Origin of the sequence: Pseudomonas sivasensis, assembly GCF_021391435.1 — a bacterium.
GTDB lineage: Bacteria > Pseudomonadota > Gammaproteobacteria > Pseudomonadales > Pseudomonadaceae > Aquipseudomonas > Aquipseudomonas sivasensis.
Genome location: NZ_CP090029.1, coordinates 1,409,890 through 1,425,705, shown reverse-complemented (window position 1 = coordinate 1,425,705; position 15,816 = coordinate 1,409,890). Strand labels below are relative to the sequence as shown.

Here is a 15,816-nt window from a genome sequence, read left to right as displayed (position 1 = left end):
GTGGATACGCTAATGGCTTCGAATCCCTTAGCGAGCGCCATTGCATGCCCGAATCCCCCCCTTCTGCCAGTCCTCTGGCAACGCCCTACAAGGGGCCTCATTACGCGCTGATCCAGCAGAGAATTCCCGACTGGCTCACCACCGCCGTCCCCGCCCGAATCAGCCTGTTCAACAGCACCACGCTGTCCCGACCGGACTGGTACGCCAGCGCCTCACCCGATCAACACACCACGCTGCAGCTGGCGAATGCCGAGGGCTGGCGCGCACAAAACGCCGTGGACCAACACCTTCGCGACGTGCAGGACCTGTATGGTTTTTCCGAGCCACTGTTGCAGGAGGCCATCCGCGAAAAACACGGCCTGGATCTGAACGTCAAAACCACCTACCTCAACCTGTATATCCCCACGCAACTGCCCTGGTATGCGTTGGATATTTCCAAGGGGGCGACCACCCGCAGAGTGTCGTTGCTGGATGCGGCGTTGCATAACTTCGCCGCCGGTGAAAGCTTTGAAAAAGACTCCTGCTATATCACCCAACCGGACGCCCGAGGCCACTTCGACATCCTGCCACTGGCCGAGCGAATGCCCCTTCTGCTTTTCAAGACGCTGTGCCGCGAACTGAACCTCGGCGCCCGCTATCAACAGCACCTGAACCAGCATCTGTTGCCGACCGACCTGGCCCTGCGTGCCACGCTCAAGACCCGCATCATTGCCAGCCAAAAGGCCGCGCTCAAGGCTGCCGCGCAATTGGCCGTGCTGAAAAAGGACCTGGGGCCCGCGGCGTGCGCAGTGCTGCTGCAAGCGCTGCGCGGTGAGCGTGGGGTGCTGCAGTTCTACCGTTTGAACATCCTGGATGCGCCACTGGCCGGCATACTGCTGATTGCGGCGGATTTGGACCGCGTGTCCAGCGTGTCGAAACTGATCGCCTACATCCCTCATGACCCCGAAAGTCCCGTCAAGGAATACGACTCCAGCGTGGCGTTCATGACGGATCTGACACGCAAGCTGCACGCCAACGCAGCGATCCCGTCACGCGGCCAGCAAACCTACCAGCAGTTCTTCAGCGAGTTTGTCGGGCATAACCGACGCGGGCACTTCTTTGCCGGGCTGGGCCAACGGCTGCCGTTTTCAGCCAACAGGATCGACGCAGACCTGTGGGAACACCGCTACCAGCAGGCGCTGAATAAAATCCTCAATGACGGGCGCAGCATGGCGGTGTCCACCTCCGATGCAGACAGCGCCGAGCGCTGGGCCTGGTGGGACAACGCCACGAAAATGATCACGGATATCTTCAACGCCGCCCTGATGGTGATCACGCCGTTCGTGCCGTTTCTCGGTGAGTTGATGCTGGCCTACACCGTTTATCAATTGAGCAGCGAGATCATTGAAGGGGTCGTCGACCTGGCCGAGGGCCAATATCGCGAAGCCGCCGAACATGTGGTGAGCGTGACCAGCGAGGTGGTGCAACTGGGCACGTTTGCCGCCGGCGCCGCCGTGGGCGGTGCGTTGCGGCGCTCACTGTTCGTCGATGATCTGCGGGTGGTCGAGGTCAACGGGCAACCACGCCTGTGGAACCCGGATCTGGCGCCCTATGCCCGGCATGATCTGCAATTGCCGGCCGATGCACAGCCCGACGCGCTGGGTCTTCACGAGCATCAGGACCAACGCATCCTGCGCCTGAAGGACCGCCATTACGTGGTCGCGCACGAGGCCGCCAGTGACACCTACCGCATCCAGCACCCGACCCGCCCCGAGGCCTATTCCCCGCGACTCGAACACAATGACAACGGCGCCTGGCTGCATGAAGGTGAAGACCCGCGCACCTGGGACAGCGCGACGCTGCACGAGCGCCTTGGTCCTCTTCTGGTGGAAGGCCTCACTCCCGCGCAACGGGCACAAGCCTGCGCCACCAGCGGAACTCACGACGGCGCCCTGCGCATGATGTATGCCGACCGCTCCCCTCCTCCGCCACTGCTGGCCGACAGCCTCAAGCGCCTGCAACTGCGTCGGCACGTCGAACAGACACCCCAGCGCATCCGCACCGGCGCCCCGGCCGAGCTGCCGACCAACTGGTCGGTGCAAACCACCACTGAGTTACCTGGCTGGCCGTCGCACAAAGCCATCGACGTGTTCATCGAACCGGACCTGAGCGGCTACGCCATGCGTTATGGCGCCGCCGATGCGTTGCCCGCCGACACCCTGAACATCAGCCATGCGCAGGTGCAGGCCGGCTCGTTGCCGGAGCAAGTCCTCGCGTTTCTCAACGAAAAGGAACTCGACGCCCTGCTGCCCTCGCCCCTGCCCGAGACACAAACCGCGCGGGTCGCGGCGCTGCGCAACCAATTGGCCGATCGGCTCACGCCACACACCGTTGCGATGTTCAATCACCTCTACAGCGCACGCGAAGTGCTCGACACCCCTCACGGTCAACTGATTCAACAGCAGTTCCCGCAGTTGCCCGCAGAGCTGGTGACGACGCTGCTACTGCGCACATCGCCCCAGGAACTGGACGTGATGAGCCGTGAACAGCGCATCCCTCTGCGCCTGAAAAACCTCGCCCGGGAACTGGCCAACGAAGTCCGCGCCAGCCACGCCAGTGAAGGCTTGCATGACGATGCCCTGCTGACGCCGGACACCGAGCGCATGGTCCTCAATCTCCTGCGTCTGAACACCGATGCTTTGGGGGACCTGAGTATCGCCATCCATGAGCAATCGCCGGAGGGCGCCTTGCGGTGTCGGGTAGGCCCGGCGGCGGCCACCACACAGAAAGTCCTGATCTACCAAGGTCAGGGTCGCTACCAGATCCACGGGGTACCGGCGTCGACACCGCCCGCGCACTACCGTTTTTTCGAAGCGCTATTGCGCGTGCTTCCTGACGGGGCTGTTGATTTGCGCCCTGGCCAGGGTGAAAACCTCAAGGCCTGGCTCAGGGCGCAACTTGAACCATTGGCCGTGCGCCGCACCCTGCTGGAACCGCCGACCGGGCGCCTGGCCGACGACCGCAGCACCCAACGCCTGCTGCAAAAACCTGGCTTCGAGGCCTTCCGCCGCCTGTTTCGCAGGCAAACCGCCCCGGCACCGACGCCCGCAGAGACCCTGACCAAGCTGTGCCCACGGCTGAACGCAGAAGAGATCGCCAGCGTTACGCCGTTCCTCAACACTGCGCAAGGTAAGGCGCTGCTGGGCACGCTGGAGGCCGACCACCGGTTGCTGGACGAAGACTTGCGCAGCCTCCGCAAACAGCGTCCTCTCGGCGCGGTCGGCAGCGTGCTCGCGCAAAACGAGCTGCTCATGCGCGGGCTGATCATCAAAGAGTTGCAAAGCTGCTGGGAAGACGGCGCCTACCTGCGCATGTTGCCGCCACAACCACAGCCGCGCGGCACGCTCCTGGACTTGAGCAATCTGGTGCTGGGGCGCTACGTGCAACACATGGAGCCGCTGCGGGCGGACTTCAGCCATGTCACCCGCCTGAACCTGAGCGGCACGCGTCTGAAGGACGAGGAAATGGGCTTTCTCGACAATTTCCCCGCCACGCGCATCGTCGACCTGTCCGAGAATGAACTGACCGGCGTGCCGTCCCAACTGACCGACATGAAAGCACTGACCGCGCTGAACCTGCGCGACAACCCTATCCGCTGGGGCCGCTACGACTACGAGGCACTCAAGCACCTGCCCTTGCTCCGCTCGCTGAACCTGGAGGGCAACGCATTGATGAGCGTGCCGCCGGACATCGGCCCGCTGCCCGAACTGCGGCGACTGACCTTGCGCAGGACAGGCATCAGCCAATGGCCGGCGGGCCTCGACAGTCCAAGGCTGGCCATCCCTGAGTTGGACCTGACCCACACCCGAATCACCAGCGTTCCACCGTTCGCCGAAGATTCGGTGGGCGCGCGCATCGTCGCCAGCAGTTGGCTCGACCGCAGCCGCCTGGAACCGGCAGACGAAGATCGCGTGGTCGCGTATCGGCGTGCCTTCGGTTTCGATCCCTACCGCACCACGCCGCGCAGCAAGCCGTCCGACCGTGAATACTGGCTGATTGGCTTGAGCGGCGACGCGCGCGACGAGGCCATCAAAGTCTGGGAGGACGTGGAACAGGAGCATGGCTCCCAGGGCTTGTTTGACCTGTTCAAACTGCTGCGTCCACCCGTGGAGTTCCAGACCGAGATCGACGCGCAACTGTTCCAGCAGGGGCGGGAAGATTTGGCCATCCGGGTGTGGCAGTTGCTGTTCACGGTGGACCAGAACCCGAGCTTTCGTGAACGCATCTTCAGCCTGGCCGCGACGCCGCCCAATTGCGCGGATGCCGGCGCGCATATCTTCAATCGCATGGGCGTCGAAACCCTGCTTGAGCAGATCCTCAAGGACGACGCCCCACTGGCTTTGCTCCAGCGCGAAAGCCGCCTGGTAAAACTGGCGCGGCAAGCCTGGCGCCTGGACCAAGTCAACCGCCTGGCCCGCGAAGAAGTGCGGCGCCGTACCCTGCCGATCAACGAAGGCGGCCTGGGACAAACACTGGGCATCGGTCAAGGCCAGGTGGATGACGTGCAGGTGTACCTCGCCTATCAAACTGGGCTGAAGGCACGCCTGGACTTGCCATGGCTGTCTGAACACATGGTGTATCGCAACACGGCCCAGGTCACTCAGGCCCATCTCGACCGAGCGGCGCACGCCATTCGCCAGTTGCAACAAGGCGATGGTCTGATCAATGGCCTGCTGGAGCAGCCGTTCTGGAGCGATTATCTGCACGAGGCCTATCTGGGCGCCTTCAACGCCCAGCGCAGGCTGCGCACGGAGGCCGGCAGCCACCTGCAGGACCTGCTCGAATTGCACGAGCAATGGGTCGCTGCGCCGACAGACAGTGTGCGCGAGCAGTTGACCCGCCTGGCCGACGATCTGGTGATCCCTTACAGCGTGGTGCTTACTGAAGAGGCGTTTTCAGACAGCACGGTGCTGGGTTTCTACGACCATATCCAGCATGACTATAACGAGCTGGCGCGGCGTTTGACCCGTGAAGCCTTGCTCAAGGCCAGCACTGAGTAGGCAATCACGGCGCCAGGAAATCGAACACCAGGTGCACCGTGCCGTAGTACTCGCCGCCGCGATAGCCGCCTTCGGGCTCTACGGCGGCGATGTCCAGCTCGGCCCGGCGTCCCACTCGTGCTTCAGCGGCGCCGACCACTTCCACCGGGTCGAGGGTCAGCGCTACCTGGTTGAACTGCACCTGCAGGTCGATACGATTACGCCCGTTAAACAAGTACGGCTCGGCCCCAAGGCGGGCCGCGACGCCGCCGTTGAGGTGCTTGACGTCGAAGTTCTTGCGCAGGCGGCTCAGTTGCGAGGTCACCAGGTTCCACGCCAGCAGTTGGTCCTGTCCCATCCAGTCCGGTTCGGACGGCAGCACATAGGCTTCATTTACCGGGATGGTCACCGAGACATCGAACGAGTGACGTTCCTGGATCGCCGAGGTGGGTGCGCCCGCCAGCATGCAGGCCGCCAGTACACCGAATCTTGTCAGCTGCTTGAACATCATGATCACCCGTTAGTCTTCTCGACCTTCAGCGGTTTTTTATCCAGCCCTTCCACCAGCACGAAGCTGTAGCGCCGGCCCGGTTTTTTCTCGAACGTCAGTTGTCGCTCGGGCAGGATGTGGTGCTTGGTGGTGGGCACGCAGTCAGTGGGGTTGGTCACCGAACAGTCGTGGAACTCGTCGAGCACCACGGTGCTGTTGCCCGCGTTACGCAGTTGGTATTGGTCAGGCCTCTCGTTGATGCGGGTGTCGAACCGCGCATCCTTGGGCCGTACGAAAAACACCGTGCCGTAGCCGGCCATCACGTTGATCCCGGCCGCCAGGTGATCCTTGTAGTCGGCGCGCTCCTCGTCGCTGATACCGAAGTTGTCGTCCTTTTCCGGGACCACGGGGATAAAGCGCAGGCGGAAATAGCGTTCCTTGTCGCGCGGGCCCATGTACAACAGGCGCGTGCCCTGTCGGCCATTTACCGGCACGATCAGTCGCGACGGGCTGGCCATCAGGCCGTCGCGACTGGTCGTGACGCCCTTGTCATCGATGATCGAGGGCACCGGGATTTCGCGGGTGGTGCCATCTGCGTTGTAGACAATTTCCAACACGTTGACCTTGATGAACGCGGTGCTGGTGCCGCCATTGAACACACGCTTGAGGTAGGAACTGCGATCACTTTCGAGGTAGTCGTAAACCACCCCGACGTTGATCAGCGGCCCGGCCTGGACGGTGAGCGACATCAGGCACAACCCGATCCATAACACTGCTTGTTTCATCGTTTACTTCGCCTCGTTGATTGACTGCGACGGGCCTGGCCCGCCGTTGGAGTGGGGCCGATCTAAATTTCCGAGTCCCAGATCACGGTCGCCACGCCCGAATAGGTACTGCCCGGCTGGTTGAGCATGTCGGCCATGTCGTCGCGCAACACCTCGAAGTGCAAGGTGCCCGGGCGGTCGTTCACGTAGAACAGCGGCTGGAACAGTTCGGTGCCGTCACCGTCCAGGCGCAACGGGCGCTTGAGCACGGCCTGGTTACCGCGCCCATCGATGCCGCTGGGCAGCGTCACGGCGACCTGCAACGGCACCTCATCGCCATTGGCGTTGCGCAGGCCGCAGGTGTTGCCCATTACGATCGAGCATTCCAACTGCATCTTGAAACGCGAACTGGCGGCGATGCGGAAGGTCTGGTCGCGGTACAGCCGCGTGGGCGAGCGTCCACGGTTGAGCCAGGCTTGCCAGCCGCCGTCGGGAATCAGTTCGATGCGGTTGCCGCCGGGTGGGAGGTCGACTTTTAAGTCGTGCTCCACCGACAGATTAAAATTCAGCGTCAGTTGCGAGTCATTCGGGATGACCACATCACCGAAGTCGAAATCCAAACCCGGCCCCATGGTGTAAGTCAGGCTGCCCGTGTACTCACCCGATGACATGCCCAACGGGTTTGGGGTCTTGAGCGCATAGGCGAATTCGAGAGTGCGATATTGGAAATAGGTGATGGTGGTTCCGGGAAAACGACTGCACACACCAGCGTTTTCCGGCACCAGCCAGAAAAATAAGGCGAGGGATGAAGCGCCGGTAAGGAACCCGGTGCTCTGGCAAGGGGCAGGAGCGCTCATCCACTGTCCTTGCCAGGAAAAACCTGGCCGTGCCCATGCGCTGGTGTTCGGTCGAATATCCCAACGGTGCCCAATGCCGGCAATCCGCATTTGCACCGTCTCAACTTCGCCGGTGCGCGCATGGGTGACCTGTACATCGCGCCACTGCGAAGGCACTTGCCACATTGCGCCTTTGCGCGGGTCTTCGTGAAACGCCTCAATGGGCGCAATAGCGGTCGCTCGAAACGCGTCATCAATACGGATGGTGAAAATTCCCATCTGTTTGCACCGCACGGGCATGTGCCCTGCACAAATGCCCGTCACCGGCGTCGTGTTCACAAAATCGTTTTTCATCGGGTTTGCAGGATCAGGCCGGAAAACAGCGGTAATGTTTTGGCTGAGCGCGCTCGCGGGCTCTGCAAACAACGCCCCCAATAAGCCTGCCAACAAAAGGCCAAACACATTTCGCTCAAACTGCTTTTTCATAAGACGTCCTTAACCAGCGGTCTCGGTCTGGAAAGTGTTTTCAGCCAAGGTGTCCGGCGTGCAGCGCAGGTCACCGATCATCAACACGTCCTGTTCATTGGCGGAGGTGGCCGGGTCCAGGCGGAACTGGCACAGCAATTGGTTGCGGTAGCGCACTTCGAGGGTTGGCGAGCTGGCGCTCATTTCCATGGAGAAGAACCCGTCGGCCTCGCTGACCCCACGGCTGGCGTGGTTGATCACGTGATGCCCCCTGAGCGGCTGGCCCTGGGCATCGAGCAGGCGCCCGAGTACCGACACGGTTTTCATGACGGTGATTTTCCGGTAGTCCACCCCGCCCTTGTTCAGGTGGTAGGTGGTCCGCGCCGGCTGGATATTGGCCGCCGGTGGATGGTTGCCGTCGAAGTCGAAGTTCACCGTGCTGCTCTTGTAGGCCGCCACCGGTACGAAGTTGCGCCCAGGACGCAGGATAGCGCCGCCGCCGCTGAAGTCATCGGCACGCAGGGTGATCTCATCCAGATCGGTTTCGACGTCGACGATCATGCCCGCGCCATTGCTCTGGTACTGGCTGGTCATCAGCATCTGGTCGCCACCGGCAACGAAGGTGCTGTGCAGGTTCAGGCCGCCGCTGAGGTCGCCGTTGAACGAGCTGCGCTGGATAAAGCCGTCGCCGCTGACCACATCACTGTCGAAACTGGCCATGCCCGAGAACCCGACGCCATAGGTGTCGGTGATGGCGGTGGCCGAGACGCTTTGCAGCAGGTGGTCGGTGAGGTCCTGGCGAACGGTGACCGACGCATTGTTATCGCGACCGCCGTCCCGCGCGGTGCGGGTGCCGATGCTGCCGGAAATCTGCCGGCCATCTCCGCCCAGGGCCAGGCTCACAGAGAGGTCCACGCCGCGGTTGCGCTTGTCGTTGGTGCCGGACGTGCCCGGTCGGTCGAACACCGAGAAACGCCAGTTGGCGTCGCTGCCCCACAAGGTGTCGCGGCGGCTCCAGCCCAGGTCGAGCCCGGCGCCTTCGGCATTGCCCTCGCTGTGGGACAGGCGCAGGTTCCAGGAATTGCGCGCGTCGACCCGGTGGTTCACCGAGAGTGCCGAGTTACTGGTCTGGCCAACAAAGGTGTTGCGCCGCAGGCGGGTGCCGTCGGGCAGGGTCTCGAAGGTGTCGCGGGTGTCGAGCCAACTGCGGTTATGGCTGAGCACCAGGTTGGTGGCGCCAAACGTGTAGAGGCCCTGAACGTCCAGGCCGGTGCCGTGTTCGCGGGTCTGGTAGAGGTTGGTGTAGAGGCTGGTGTTGTTGGCCACCGTCCAGTCCACCGAACCGCCGTATTGCAGTTGCTCACGCACTTCCCGCGCCGACAGGCCGAGAATCACCCGGGGATGCACCAGGTAATTGACCGAGGCACCCGCGGTGATCGAGCCGGAAGACTGTTCATCCCAGTTGCTGAACAGCTTGGTTTCGCGTCCGGCAAACACGTTGTAGCGCCAGCGGTCATCGACGTTGCGCCAGTTGCTGGGTTTGTACACCAGCTCTTGGGAGGTGCTGACGGTGAGGCCGTCTTCCACCAGGCGCACTTCGACTTCGTAGATGCCGCCGGGCAACGGTCGCGTGTCCAGGGTTTGCAAACCGGCCGCGACCGCCTGGGTGTTGATCAGCAGACCGTTGCGGTAAATCTCCACGGCGGCCTGGCGATTGGCGGTGACGTAGATCGGGTAAACGCTGGCCTTGGCATTGTTGATCGCCAGGCTGTCGGAGCTGCCGTACATGACGCCTAACGCGGTATCCGGGCTGGCGCCAAAGCTGCGCAACTGCCGGGTCAGGCCGTCGGAATTGGGGGTGAAATGGCCCAGGCGCAAAAACTGGCCTTCCAGTTCTCGCTGGGTATACAGCTCATGGATTGCATGGCGCAGTTGTTCTTCGTCGCCACTCTGGCGCGCCAGCTGCAAGTTGAACACCTGGGTCCAATTGCCCAGGCTGGCACTGGCTTGCAGACCATAACGTCCGCCCAGGTTTTCTTCCTGGCCGCCGTTGAGGTTGAGCTGGTTGTTGATGATCAAACCACGGCTACCGCCTTCGGGCTGCGCGTGAAAACGCGGTGCGTCGCTGGTGTGTTCGACGTTCTGGGTGATGATCGACAGCAGCGAGCTTTCCAGGTTGTAGTGCACTGACACCAGTTGCTGCGGGCACGCCTGGGTGCATGCGCCAAGGCCGACGCCGCTCTCCAGCAAGGCTTGCCAGGTGTCGCGGGTGGTGGCGGGGACTTTGCTGTCGCCGGTATCGGTGAACTCCAGCAGCGTCACCCGTTCGTCCTGGGACAGCACAATCAAGGCTTCCCCCAGGGGTTGCTGATCCAGTTCGACCTGTACCGCCAGCGGTACGTCGAAAAAATGGTCGCCGAACCCGGCAGGCAAACCCTGAGCCTGGGTCAACAAACTGCCAGGCGTGACGGTGCCTGACGTGGGCGCGGCCAAGGCACTCGTACAAATCACTAGCGCAAGCGCAACCGCGATGGGCGTCATCGGGAACATGAAAGGAACTCTCTGAGGGCCAGGAGACTTGATAAAAAACAGGCCGACCAATGGGGGAAAATCGGCCGGCCCGAACGCAAATGCCCGCGGGCAAGAAAGCCCGGCGGGCACCTACACCATCAAGGTGCTGGCGTTGGCGGCACCGCATCGAACACCAGCGCCACAGCGGAGGTGTAGGCACCACGCTGGGTGGCCGTAGGCTTGGCTGCCACGATGCGCAGTTCAGCCCCCACGCCCGGGGTGGAGTCGGCTTCGTTCACCACTTCTTTTGGCGTGCCGGTCAGTTCAACGCCGTGCAGGGTGGTGGTCAGCGGGATGTTCTGCGCGACGTTGCCGTTGAACAGAACAGCCGGGCCGCCTTCGATGTAGGCGTGGACCGAACCACTGGTGTTCTTCAGGTCGTAGATAGCGCTCAACGGCGCCAGCTCACCGCTGACGATGTTGTAGGTCAGGGTTTCGTCGCGGCCGAAGTTCGGATCACGTGGCTGCGCGTGGAACACCGTGGTAGGGATATTCGCCTTGATGTTGACGGTGTGGTTGGCTTCGCCGGCAGCGAAGGCCGTCGAGGCGTTCAATGCCAGAAAGGCCAATGGAGCAGCAATTGCAAACTTCTTGAACATGATGAGTTCCTGTTTTGAGGACAAGTTAGTGCCCCATTGAAAGTTGAACAGTGAATTCAACACACAATGAGGTCCGCTGCAGCGAGACGTAAGTGAGTGCAACGCGAGAGGAATGATCCACTAACTTTAAAAACAGGTATGCAGGCTGCTTCCCATGCCTTCGTAGCCAATGTATACGGGCAAATACAGAAAAATATGGCACTTTGCCAAAACTTTAATTTTCTCCGTAAGACATGGACTACATGAATTATTCAACAACGTTCGTTGTGAATATTCCGTAGGAAAAACACCACACATAAAAAAACAGAAGTTATAAAAGGCTCTTTGAAAGTACGAGTTCCAACTCTAATCTTAGTTGGATCGCCGCACCACTAATAAGTCAATCCAAATGCTTGCAATGTGCGATAGGCCACACTGACCGTTGGTCGTCTGTGGCTATGCATCTATTAAGATATATCTTACGTTATGTCTTATCCACACAAGGAGAGCATGACAATGAGAGACCATCATTCCCACCGTGAACCCGGTGACGGCTTCGAGAAACGTCCAGGCCGCGAACGTGCCGGCCGCGGCCCACGGGTATTCGCCCCGGGTGATTTGAAATTGCTGCTGCCGGCATTGATTGCCGAACAGCCCTGCCACGGCTACGACCTGATCCGCAAGATCGAAGCCCTGTTCGACGGCGCCTACAGCCCCAGCCCCGGGGTGATCTACCCCACATTGACCTTCCTCGAAGAGAGCGAATTGATCAGCGGTGACGCCGACGCTGGAAAAAAACGCTACACAATCACCGACGCCGGTCGTCTCTTCTTAAGCGAACAGGCGGTGGCGCTCGACGGCATTCGCCAGCGCATGGAGGTGAGCAAGCGCTCGCTGCGCGGCCAGGATCGCCCGCCGGAAATCCACGAGGCGGTGCACAACCTGCGTCACGCCTTGCATTCGCACCACGGGCATTGGAGCCCGGAAGAAATCGTTCGTGTCGCGGCGCTGCTCAACGGCACCGCCCAAGCTATTGCCGACGGGAAAGCCCAATGAATACACAAGCCATCCACCGCGTGACCCACGAAATCAAACGCCGCCGCCTCGACGTACTGCGCGTGGTCGACATCACTCCGCGCATGCGCCGCATCACCCTGGGCGGGCCGGAACTGGCGGGCTTTGTCAGCCTGGGCAGCGACGATCACATCAAGCTGCTGTTCCCGCAGAATGCCGCCGAGCAAGCGGCGCTGGAAAGCCCGACGTTCAGCATCAAGGGAGACGGCCCGCAGCCGGCCATGCGCGACTACACGCCACGGCGTTTTGACCTGGACATTGGCGAATTGGACATCGACTTCGTGCTGCACGGAGACGGCCCCGCCTCCACCTGGGCCGAGCAGGCCAAGGTGGGTCAGCACCTGTACATCGGCGGGCCACGGGGCTCGATGATCGTGCCGGATATGTTCGACAGCTACCTGCTGATCGGCGACGAAACCGCGCTGCCGGCCATCGGTCGTCGCCTGGAAGAACTGCCGGCCGGGCGAAAGGTGCTGGCGGTGATCGAGATCGCGAATACCGCAGAAAAACAGGTCCTGCACAGTCAGGCCGATGTCGAGGTGATCTGGGTCATTCGCGGCCAGGATGATCTGCTGGAAACCGTGCAGAACCTGACGTTGCCGAGCGGCTCGCTGTACAGCTTCGTCGCGACCGAAACCAAAGTGTCGCGCCAGGTACGCCGGGTGCTGCTGGATACGCACAAGGTCGATGAAACGTTCCTCAAGGCCGTCGGCTACTGGCGCGCCGAGGGCAGTGAAGAAGCGTGAATCAAGGTCGGGGCTTGATAACTTTATCCAGCCCCACCACCGCCAACGCGATCAGCACAAACCCCGCCAAAATCCCCCCGGCATTCACGAACACTTGTGGATAACCAAGGGTGGCCACGTCGATGAACGGGTACTGATACTGCCCGAGCAAATCCCCGCGCAGCAGCGCATAAGCGAAGTACACCAGCGGGTAAATCATCCACGCGCCGATGTGCTTGAGGCGAAGGCTGCCCTTGGGCACGCACCGCCACCAGTAAATCAAAAACAGCACCGGCATCACGTCATGCAGCAGTTCATCGGCGATCAACTGAAAGCCTTCGGGCTGCCATAAATGCCGCAGCAACAGGCTGTAGGCCAAGCCCACTACCAGAATGCTCACCGTGATACCGCTGCTGATCGCCGGCCTGAGAAAAAACCGCTTCGCCGCCGAGTCCCGTTGGACCAAGGCATAGCTCAACACCACCACCGCCAGGGTGTTGGTGAGCACAGTGAAGAAACTGAAAAAGTTGATCAGCCCGCCCAGCAAGCTTGCGCCGCTGGACCAGCGCGAATAGAAAATCAGGTATTGCTGAATCGCCAACCCCACCCAACCGGCCAGTGCTGTCGCCGCTATAAACCGCTTCATGGATTCAATCCAGCGGACGTTTGGTGCGCATCAGCTTTACGTACAACCCTTCGACTTTCTCCCGCGCCCACGGAGTCTTGCGCAGGAACGTCAGGCTCGACTTGATACTCGGGTCGCTCTTGAAACACCGCACATCAATGCGCTCGGCCAGGCCTTCCCATTCGTAGTGCTCCACCAAGGTGGTGAGGACGTGCTGCAGGGTTACACCGTGAAGGGGGTCGTTGCTTGTCGCGGTCATGCCAGGCCTATGAAAAAAGTAATCACGAAGGCGCACACCTTATCACCCCCTCCGCTCAGGGATAAAAAGTTCCCGTGGCTCGCGAAAAAGAGATGTTATATTGTAACTATAACTTTCAAATCTTTTCGTCGTTTTGCCAAGGAATGTCCGATGTCCCTCTCTTCTCTGTGGCGCTTGACCCCGCTTGCCGCCGCCCTGCTGATCAGCTCCGAAGCCCACGCCCTGGAGTTGCAACCCCAAGTCATCACCGGCAACCCGCTGGGCAGCCAGCAACTCGCTTCACCGACCACCGTGCTGGAAGGCGATGACCTGACCCTGCAACAAAAAGGCAGCCTTGGCGAAACACTGAACAAGCAGCCGGGTGTGTCGTCTTCGTACTTTGGTCCAGGCGCCAGCCGGCCAATCATCCGTGGCCAGGACGGCGATCGTATTCGTATCTTGCGCAACGGCGTGGGCGCGCTGGACGCGTCGTCGCTGTCTTATGACCATGCGGTGCCGCTGGACCCGGTCAACGTCGAACGCATCGAGATCGTGCGCGGCCCCGCTGCATTGCTGTACGGCGGCAGCGCCATCGGTGGCGTGGTCAACACCTTCGACAACCGCATCCCCACCGAAGCCATTGAAGGCATCCACGGCGCCGGTGAACTGCGTTATGGCGGCGCCGACACTACACGCAGCAGCGCGGGCAAACTCGAAGCCGGCAACGGCACGTTCGCCCTGCACCTGGACGCCAACGCACGGGAATTCAACGACCTGAAAATCCCCGGCCAGGCCCGCAGCCGCCATGCACCGGAAAGCGAAGACGGACCCGGCAAAAACGGTCGCCTGGTTAACAGCGACGGACGTCAGGACGGTGGCGCGGTGGGCGGTTCCTACACGTGGGACGACGGTTACGCCGGGCTGTCCTACAGCAGCTACGACGCCAACTACGGCTCGCCGGCCGAACAGGACGTGCGCATCCGCATGAAGCAGGATCACTATGCCTTTGCGTCCGAGATCCGCAACCTGCAAGGCCCATTTACCTCGGTGAAACTCGACGCGGGCTACACCGACTACGAGCACCGCGAAATCGAAGGCGGCGAAACCGGTACGATCTTCAAGAACAAAGGCTATGAAGCCCGCGTCGAAGCGCGTCACCAGCCCATCGGCCCGTTCGATGGCGTGGTCGGCGCCCAAGTGACCCGCAACGAGTTCTCGGCCCTGGGCGAAGAAGCCTTCGTACCGCAGACCGACACCAACGCCGGCGCGCTGTTTATCCTCGAAGAAATGCAGGCCACCGAGCGCCTCGCACTCAGCCTTGGCGGACGCCTGGAACACACCAGCGTCGAGCCGGATGCCAAGGGCAACGCGCGCTTTGCCGGCGCCGACAAAACCAACGATTTCACCGCCGGCAGCCTGTCCTCGGGTGCGGTGTATACGCTGACGCCGATCTGGTCCCTGGCGGCGACTCTGGGCTACACCGAACGTGCGCCGACCTTCTACGAGCTGTACGCCAATGGCGCCCACGTCGCCACCGGCACCTACGAACTGGGCGATGCCAACCTGAAGAAAGAAAAAGCCGTGTCCAGCGACCTGGCCCTGCGCTTTGACAATGGCACGCATAAGGGCAGCTTCGGTGTGTTCTACAGCCGCTTCTCCAACTACATCGGCTTGCTGGGAACGGGTCGTACGCTGAACGACGAAGGTGAAGAAGACGCGAATGGCATTCCTGAGTACGAATATTCCGGCGTGCGTGCACGTTTCGCCGGCTTTGAAGCTCAAGATCACATCAAGCTCGGCGAAGGCGCCTACGGCAAATTCGCCTTGGAGCTGTCGGGCGACTATACCCGCGCCACCAACCTCGACACCGGCGACGCCTTGCCGCGCATTGCGCCGCTGCGTTTGAACAGCGGATTACTGTGGGAACTCGACCGCTGGCAGGCACGCATCGACGTGGAACACGCGGCAGGCCAAGGCCGTGTGCCGGATAACGAAAGCGGCACCGACGGTTACACCACATTGGGCGCGAGCGCGGGGTATCACTTCAATGTCGGTGGCAGCCAGTGGTTAGCGTTTGTGAACGGTGAAAACCTGACCAACCAGACTGTGCGTTATGCCAGCTCGATCCTGCGGGACATCGCACCGGCACCCGGTCGCAGTGTGCAGTTCGGCATCCGCACCACCTTCTGACGCACACTGCTAACCCCTTGTGAGAGGGGGCTTGCTCCCGATGGCAATCGGTCAGATAACCCAACGGTGTCTGATCCACCGCCATCGGGAGCAAGCCTTCTCCCACACTTATTGTGCAGCGACGTTCTGTCACTGTTACCAAATCGGAAATGATGCATCTTGCGATTTGCGCTTTCTCTCGACGCGTCCGCGCTTTATCCTTGTCGGCAATAACCTGAAACGTTTCACTCCCCGGTCGACCC

Annotated in this window: 11 protein-coding genes; 4 read left to right on the top strand and 7 right to left on the bottom strand. The window is 61.3% G+C overall.

Annotated features, from left to right (window positions below; translation table 11 throughout):
- Positions 1-44 precede the first annotated feature (44 nt).
- A complete protein-coding gene (locus LRO94_RS06325; RefSeq protein WP_179179476.1) occupies positions 45-5,039 on the top strand; it encodes an NEL-type E3 ubiquitin ligase domain-containing protein in 4,995 nt (1,664 codons plus the stop codon).
- Between the two features lie 4 nt (positions 5,040-5,043).
- Here LRO94_RS06325 and LRO94_RS06320 read toward each other — a convergent pair whose 3' ends face one another.
- The 5 genes from LRO94_RS06320 to LRO94_RS06300 form a co-directional block, all read right to left on the bottom strand.
- The gene (locus LRO94_RS06320) at positions 5,044-5,529 is read right to left on the bottom strand and encodes a CS1 type fimbrial major subunit (RefSeq protein WP_233896968.1); all 486 of its coding nucleotides are present in this window, start codon (positions 5,527-5,529) and stop codon (positions 5,044-5,046) included.
- Between the two features lie 2 nt (positions 5,530-5,531).
- Positions 5,532-6,293 (bottom strand): pilus assembly protein, encoded by a 762-nt coding sequence (locus LRO94_RS06315; protein ID WP_032891860.1) that lies wholly within the window; start codon positions 6,291-6,293, stop codon positions 5,532-5,534.
- A 62-nt stretch (positions 6,294-6,355) separates the two neighbouring features.
- Positions 6,356-7,387, bottom strand: a complete 1,032-nt coding sequence (locus tag LRO94_RS06310) for a hypothetical protein (RefSeq protein ID WP_326490174.1) — start codon at positions 7,385-7,387, stop codon at positions 6,356-6,358.
- A 216-nt stretch (positions 7,388-7,603) separates the two neighbouring features.
- Positions 7,604-10,123: a CS1-pili formation C-terminal domain-containing protein gene (locus LRO94_RS06305; protein WP_032891861.1), complete on the bottom strand. Its 2,520-nt coding sequence runs from the start codon at positions 10,121-10,123 to the stop codon at positions 7,604-7,606.
- Between the two features lie 119 nt (positions 10,124-10,242).
- Complete coding sequence (locus tag LRO94_RS06300; RefSeq protein WP_032891862.1) at positions 10,243-10,743, bottom strand: CS1 type fimbrial major subunit; 501 nt, start codon at positions 10,741-10,743, stop codon at positions 10,243-10,245.
- A 495-nt stretch (positions 10,744-11,238) separates the two neighbouring features.
- Here LRO94_RS06300 and LRO94_RS06295 point away from each other — a divergent pair, with 495 nt between their 5' ends.
- Positions 11,239-11,778 (top strand): PadR family transcriptional regulator, encoded by a 540-nt coding sequence (locus LRO94_RS06295; RefSeq protein WP_032891863.1) that lies wholly within the window; start codon positions 11,239-11,241, stop codon positions 11,776-11,778.
- Positions 11,775-12,542: a siderophore-interacting protein gene (locus LRO94_RS06290; RefSeq protein ID WP_032891864.1), complete on the top strand. Its 768-nt coding sequence runs from the start codon at positions 11,775-11,777 to the stop codon at positions 12,540-12,542. Before LRO94_RS06295 ends, LRO94_RS06290 begins: the two co-directional genes overlap by 4 nt.
- Position 12,543: 1 nt before the next feature.
- Here the strand turns inward: LRO94_RS06290 and LRO94_RS06285 are convergent, their stop codons facing one another.
- Both LRO94_RS06285 and LRO94_RS06280 read right to left on the bottom strand, forming a co-directional pair.
- Positions 12,544-13,167, bottom strand: coding sequence for a Pr6Pr family membrane protein (locus LRO94_RS06285; RefSeq protein ID WP_032891866.1), 624 nt, complete (start codon positions 13,165-13,167; stop codon positions 12,544-12,546).
- 4 nt (positions 13,168-13,171) lie between these two features.
- Positions 13,172-13,405 carry a VF530 family protein gene (locus LRO94_RS06280; protein WP_016977534.1) on the bottom strand — a complete coding sequence of 78 codons (234 nt, stop codon included), beginning with the start codon at positions 13,403-13,405 and terminating at the stop codon, positions 13,172-13,174.
- Positions 13,406-13,555: 150 nt separating this feature from the next.
- Here LRO94_RS06280 and LRO94_RS06275 point away from each other — a divergent pair, with 150 nt between their 5' ends.
- Positions 13,556-15,574 carry a TonB-dependent receptor gene (locus tag LRO94_RS06275; protein ID WP_179179477.1) on the top strand — a complete coding sequence of 673 codons (2,019 nt, stop codon included), beginning with the start codon at positions 13,556-13,558 and terminating at the stop codon, positions 15,572-15,574.
- The last annotated feature ends 242 nt before the right edge of the window (positions 15,575-15,816 follow it).

Excerpts from the sequence above, each read along its gene's own strand:
- LRO94_RS06285 (WP_032891866.1), bottom strand. The coding sequence starts at position 13,167 with ATGAAGCGGTTTATAGCGGCGACAGCACTGGCCGGTTGGGTGGGGTTG.
- LRO94_RS06305 (WP_032891861.1), bottom strand. The coding sequence starts at position 10,123 with ATGTTCCCGATGACGCCCATCGCGGTTGCGCTTGCGCTAGTGATTTGT.
- LRO94_RS06295 (WP_032891863.1), top strand. The coding sequence starts at position 11,239 with ATGAGAGACCATCATTCCCACCGTGAACCCGGTGACGGCTTCGAGAAA.
- LRO94_RS06290 (WP_032891864.1), top strand. The coding sequence starts at position 11,775 with ATGAATACACAAGCCATCCACCGCGTGACCCACGAAATCAAACGCCGC.
- LRO94_RS06315 (WP_032891860.1), bottom strand. The coding sequence starts at position 6,293 with ATGAAACAAGCAGTGTTATGGATCGGGTTGTGCCTGATGTCGCTCACC.
- LRO94_RS06275 (WP_179179477.1), top strand. The coding sequence starts at position 13,556 with ATGTCCCTCTCTTCTCTGTGGCGCTTGACCCCGCTTGCCGCCGCCCTG.
- LRO94_RS06300 (WP_032891862.1), bottom strand. The coding sequence starts at position 10,743 with ATGTTCAAGAAGTTTGCAATTGCTGCTCCATTGGCCTTTCTGGCATTG.
- LRO94_RS06280 (WP_016977534.1), bottom strand. The coding sequence starts at position 13,405 with ATGACCGCGACAAGCAACGACCCCCTTCACGGTGTAACCCTGCAGCAC.
- LRO94_RS06320 (WP_233896968.1), bottom strand. The coding sequence starts at position 5,529 with ATGATGTTCAAGCAGCTGACAAGATTCGGTGTACTGGCGGCCTGCATG.
- LRO94_RS06310 (WP_326490174.1), bottom strand. The coding sequence starts at position 7,387 with ATGGGAATTTTCACCATCCGTATTGATGACGCGTTTCGAGCGACCGCT.
- LRO94_RS06325 (WP_179179476.1), top strand. The coding sequence starts at position 45 with ATGCCCGAATCCCCCCCTTCTGCCAGTCCTCTGGCAACGCCCTACAAG.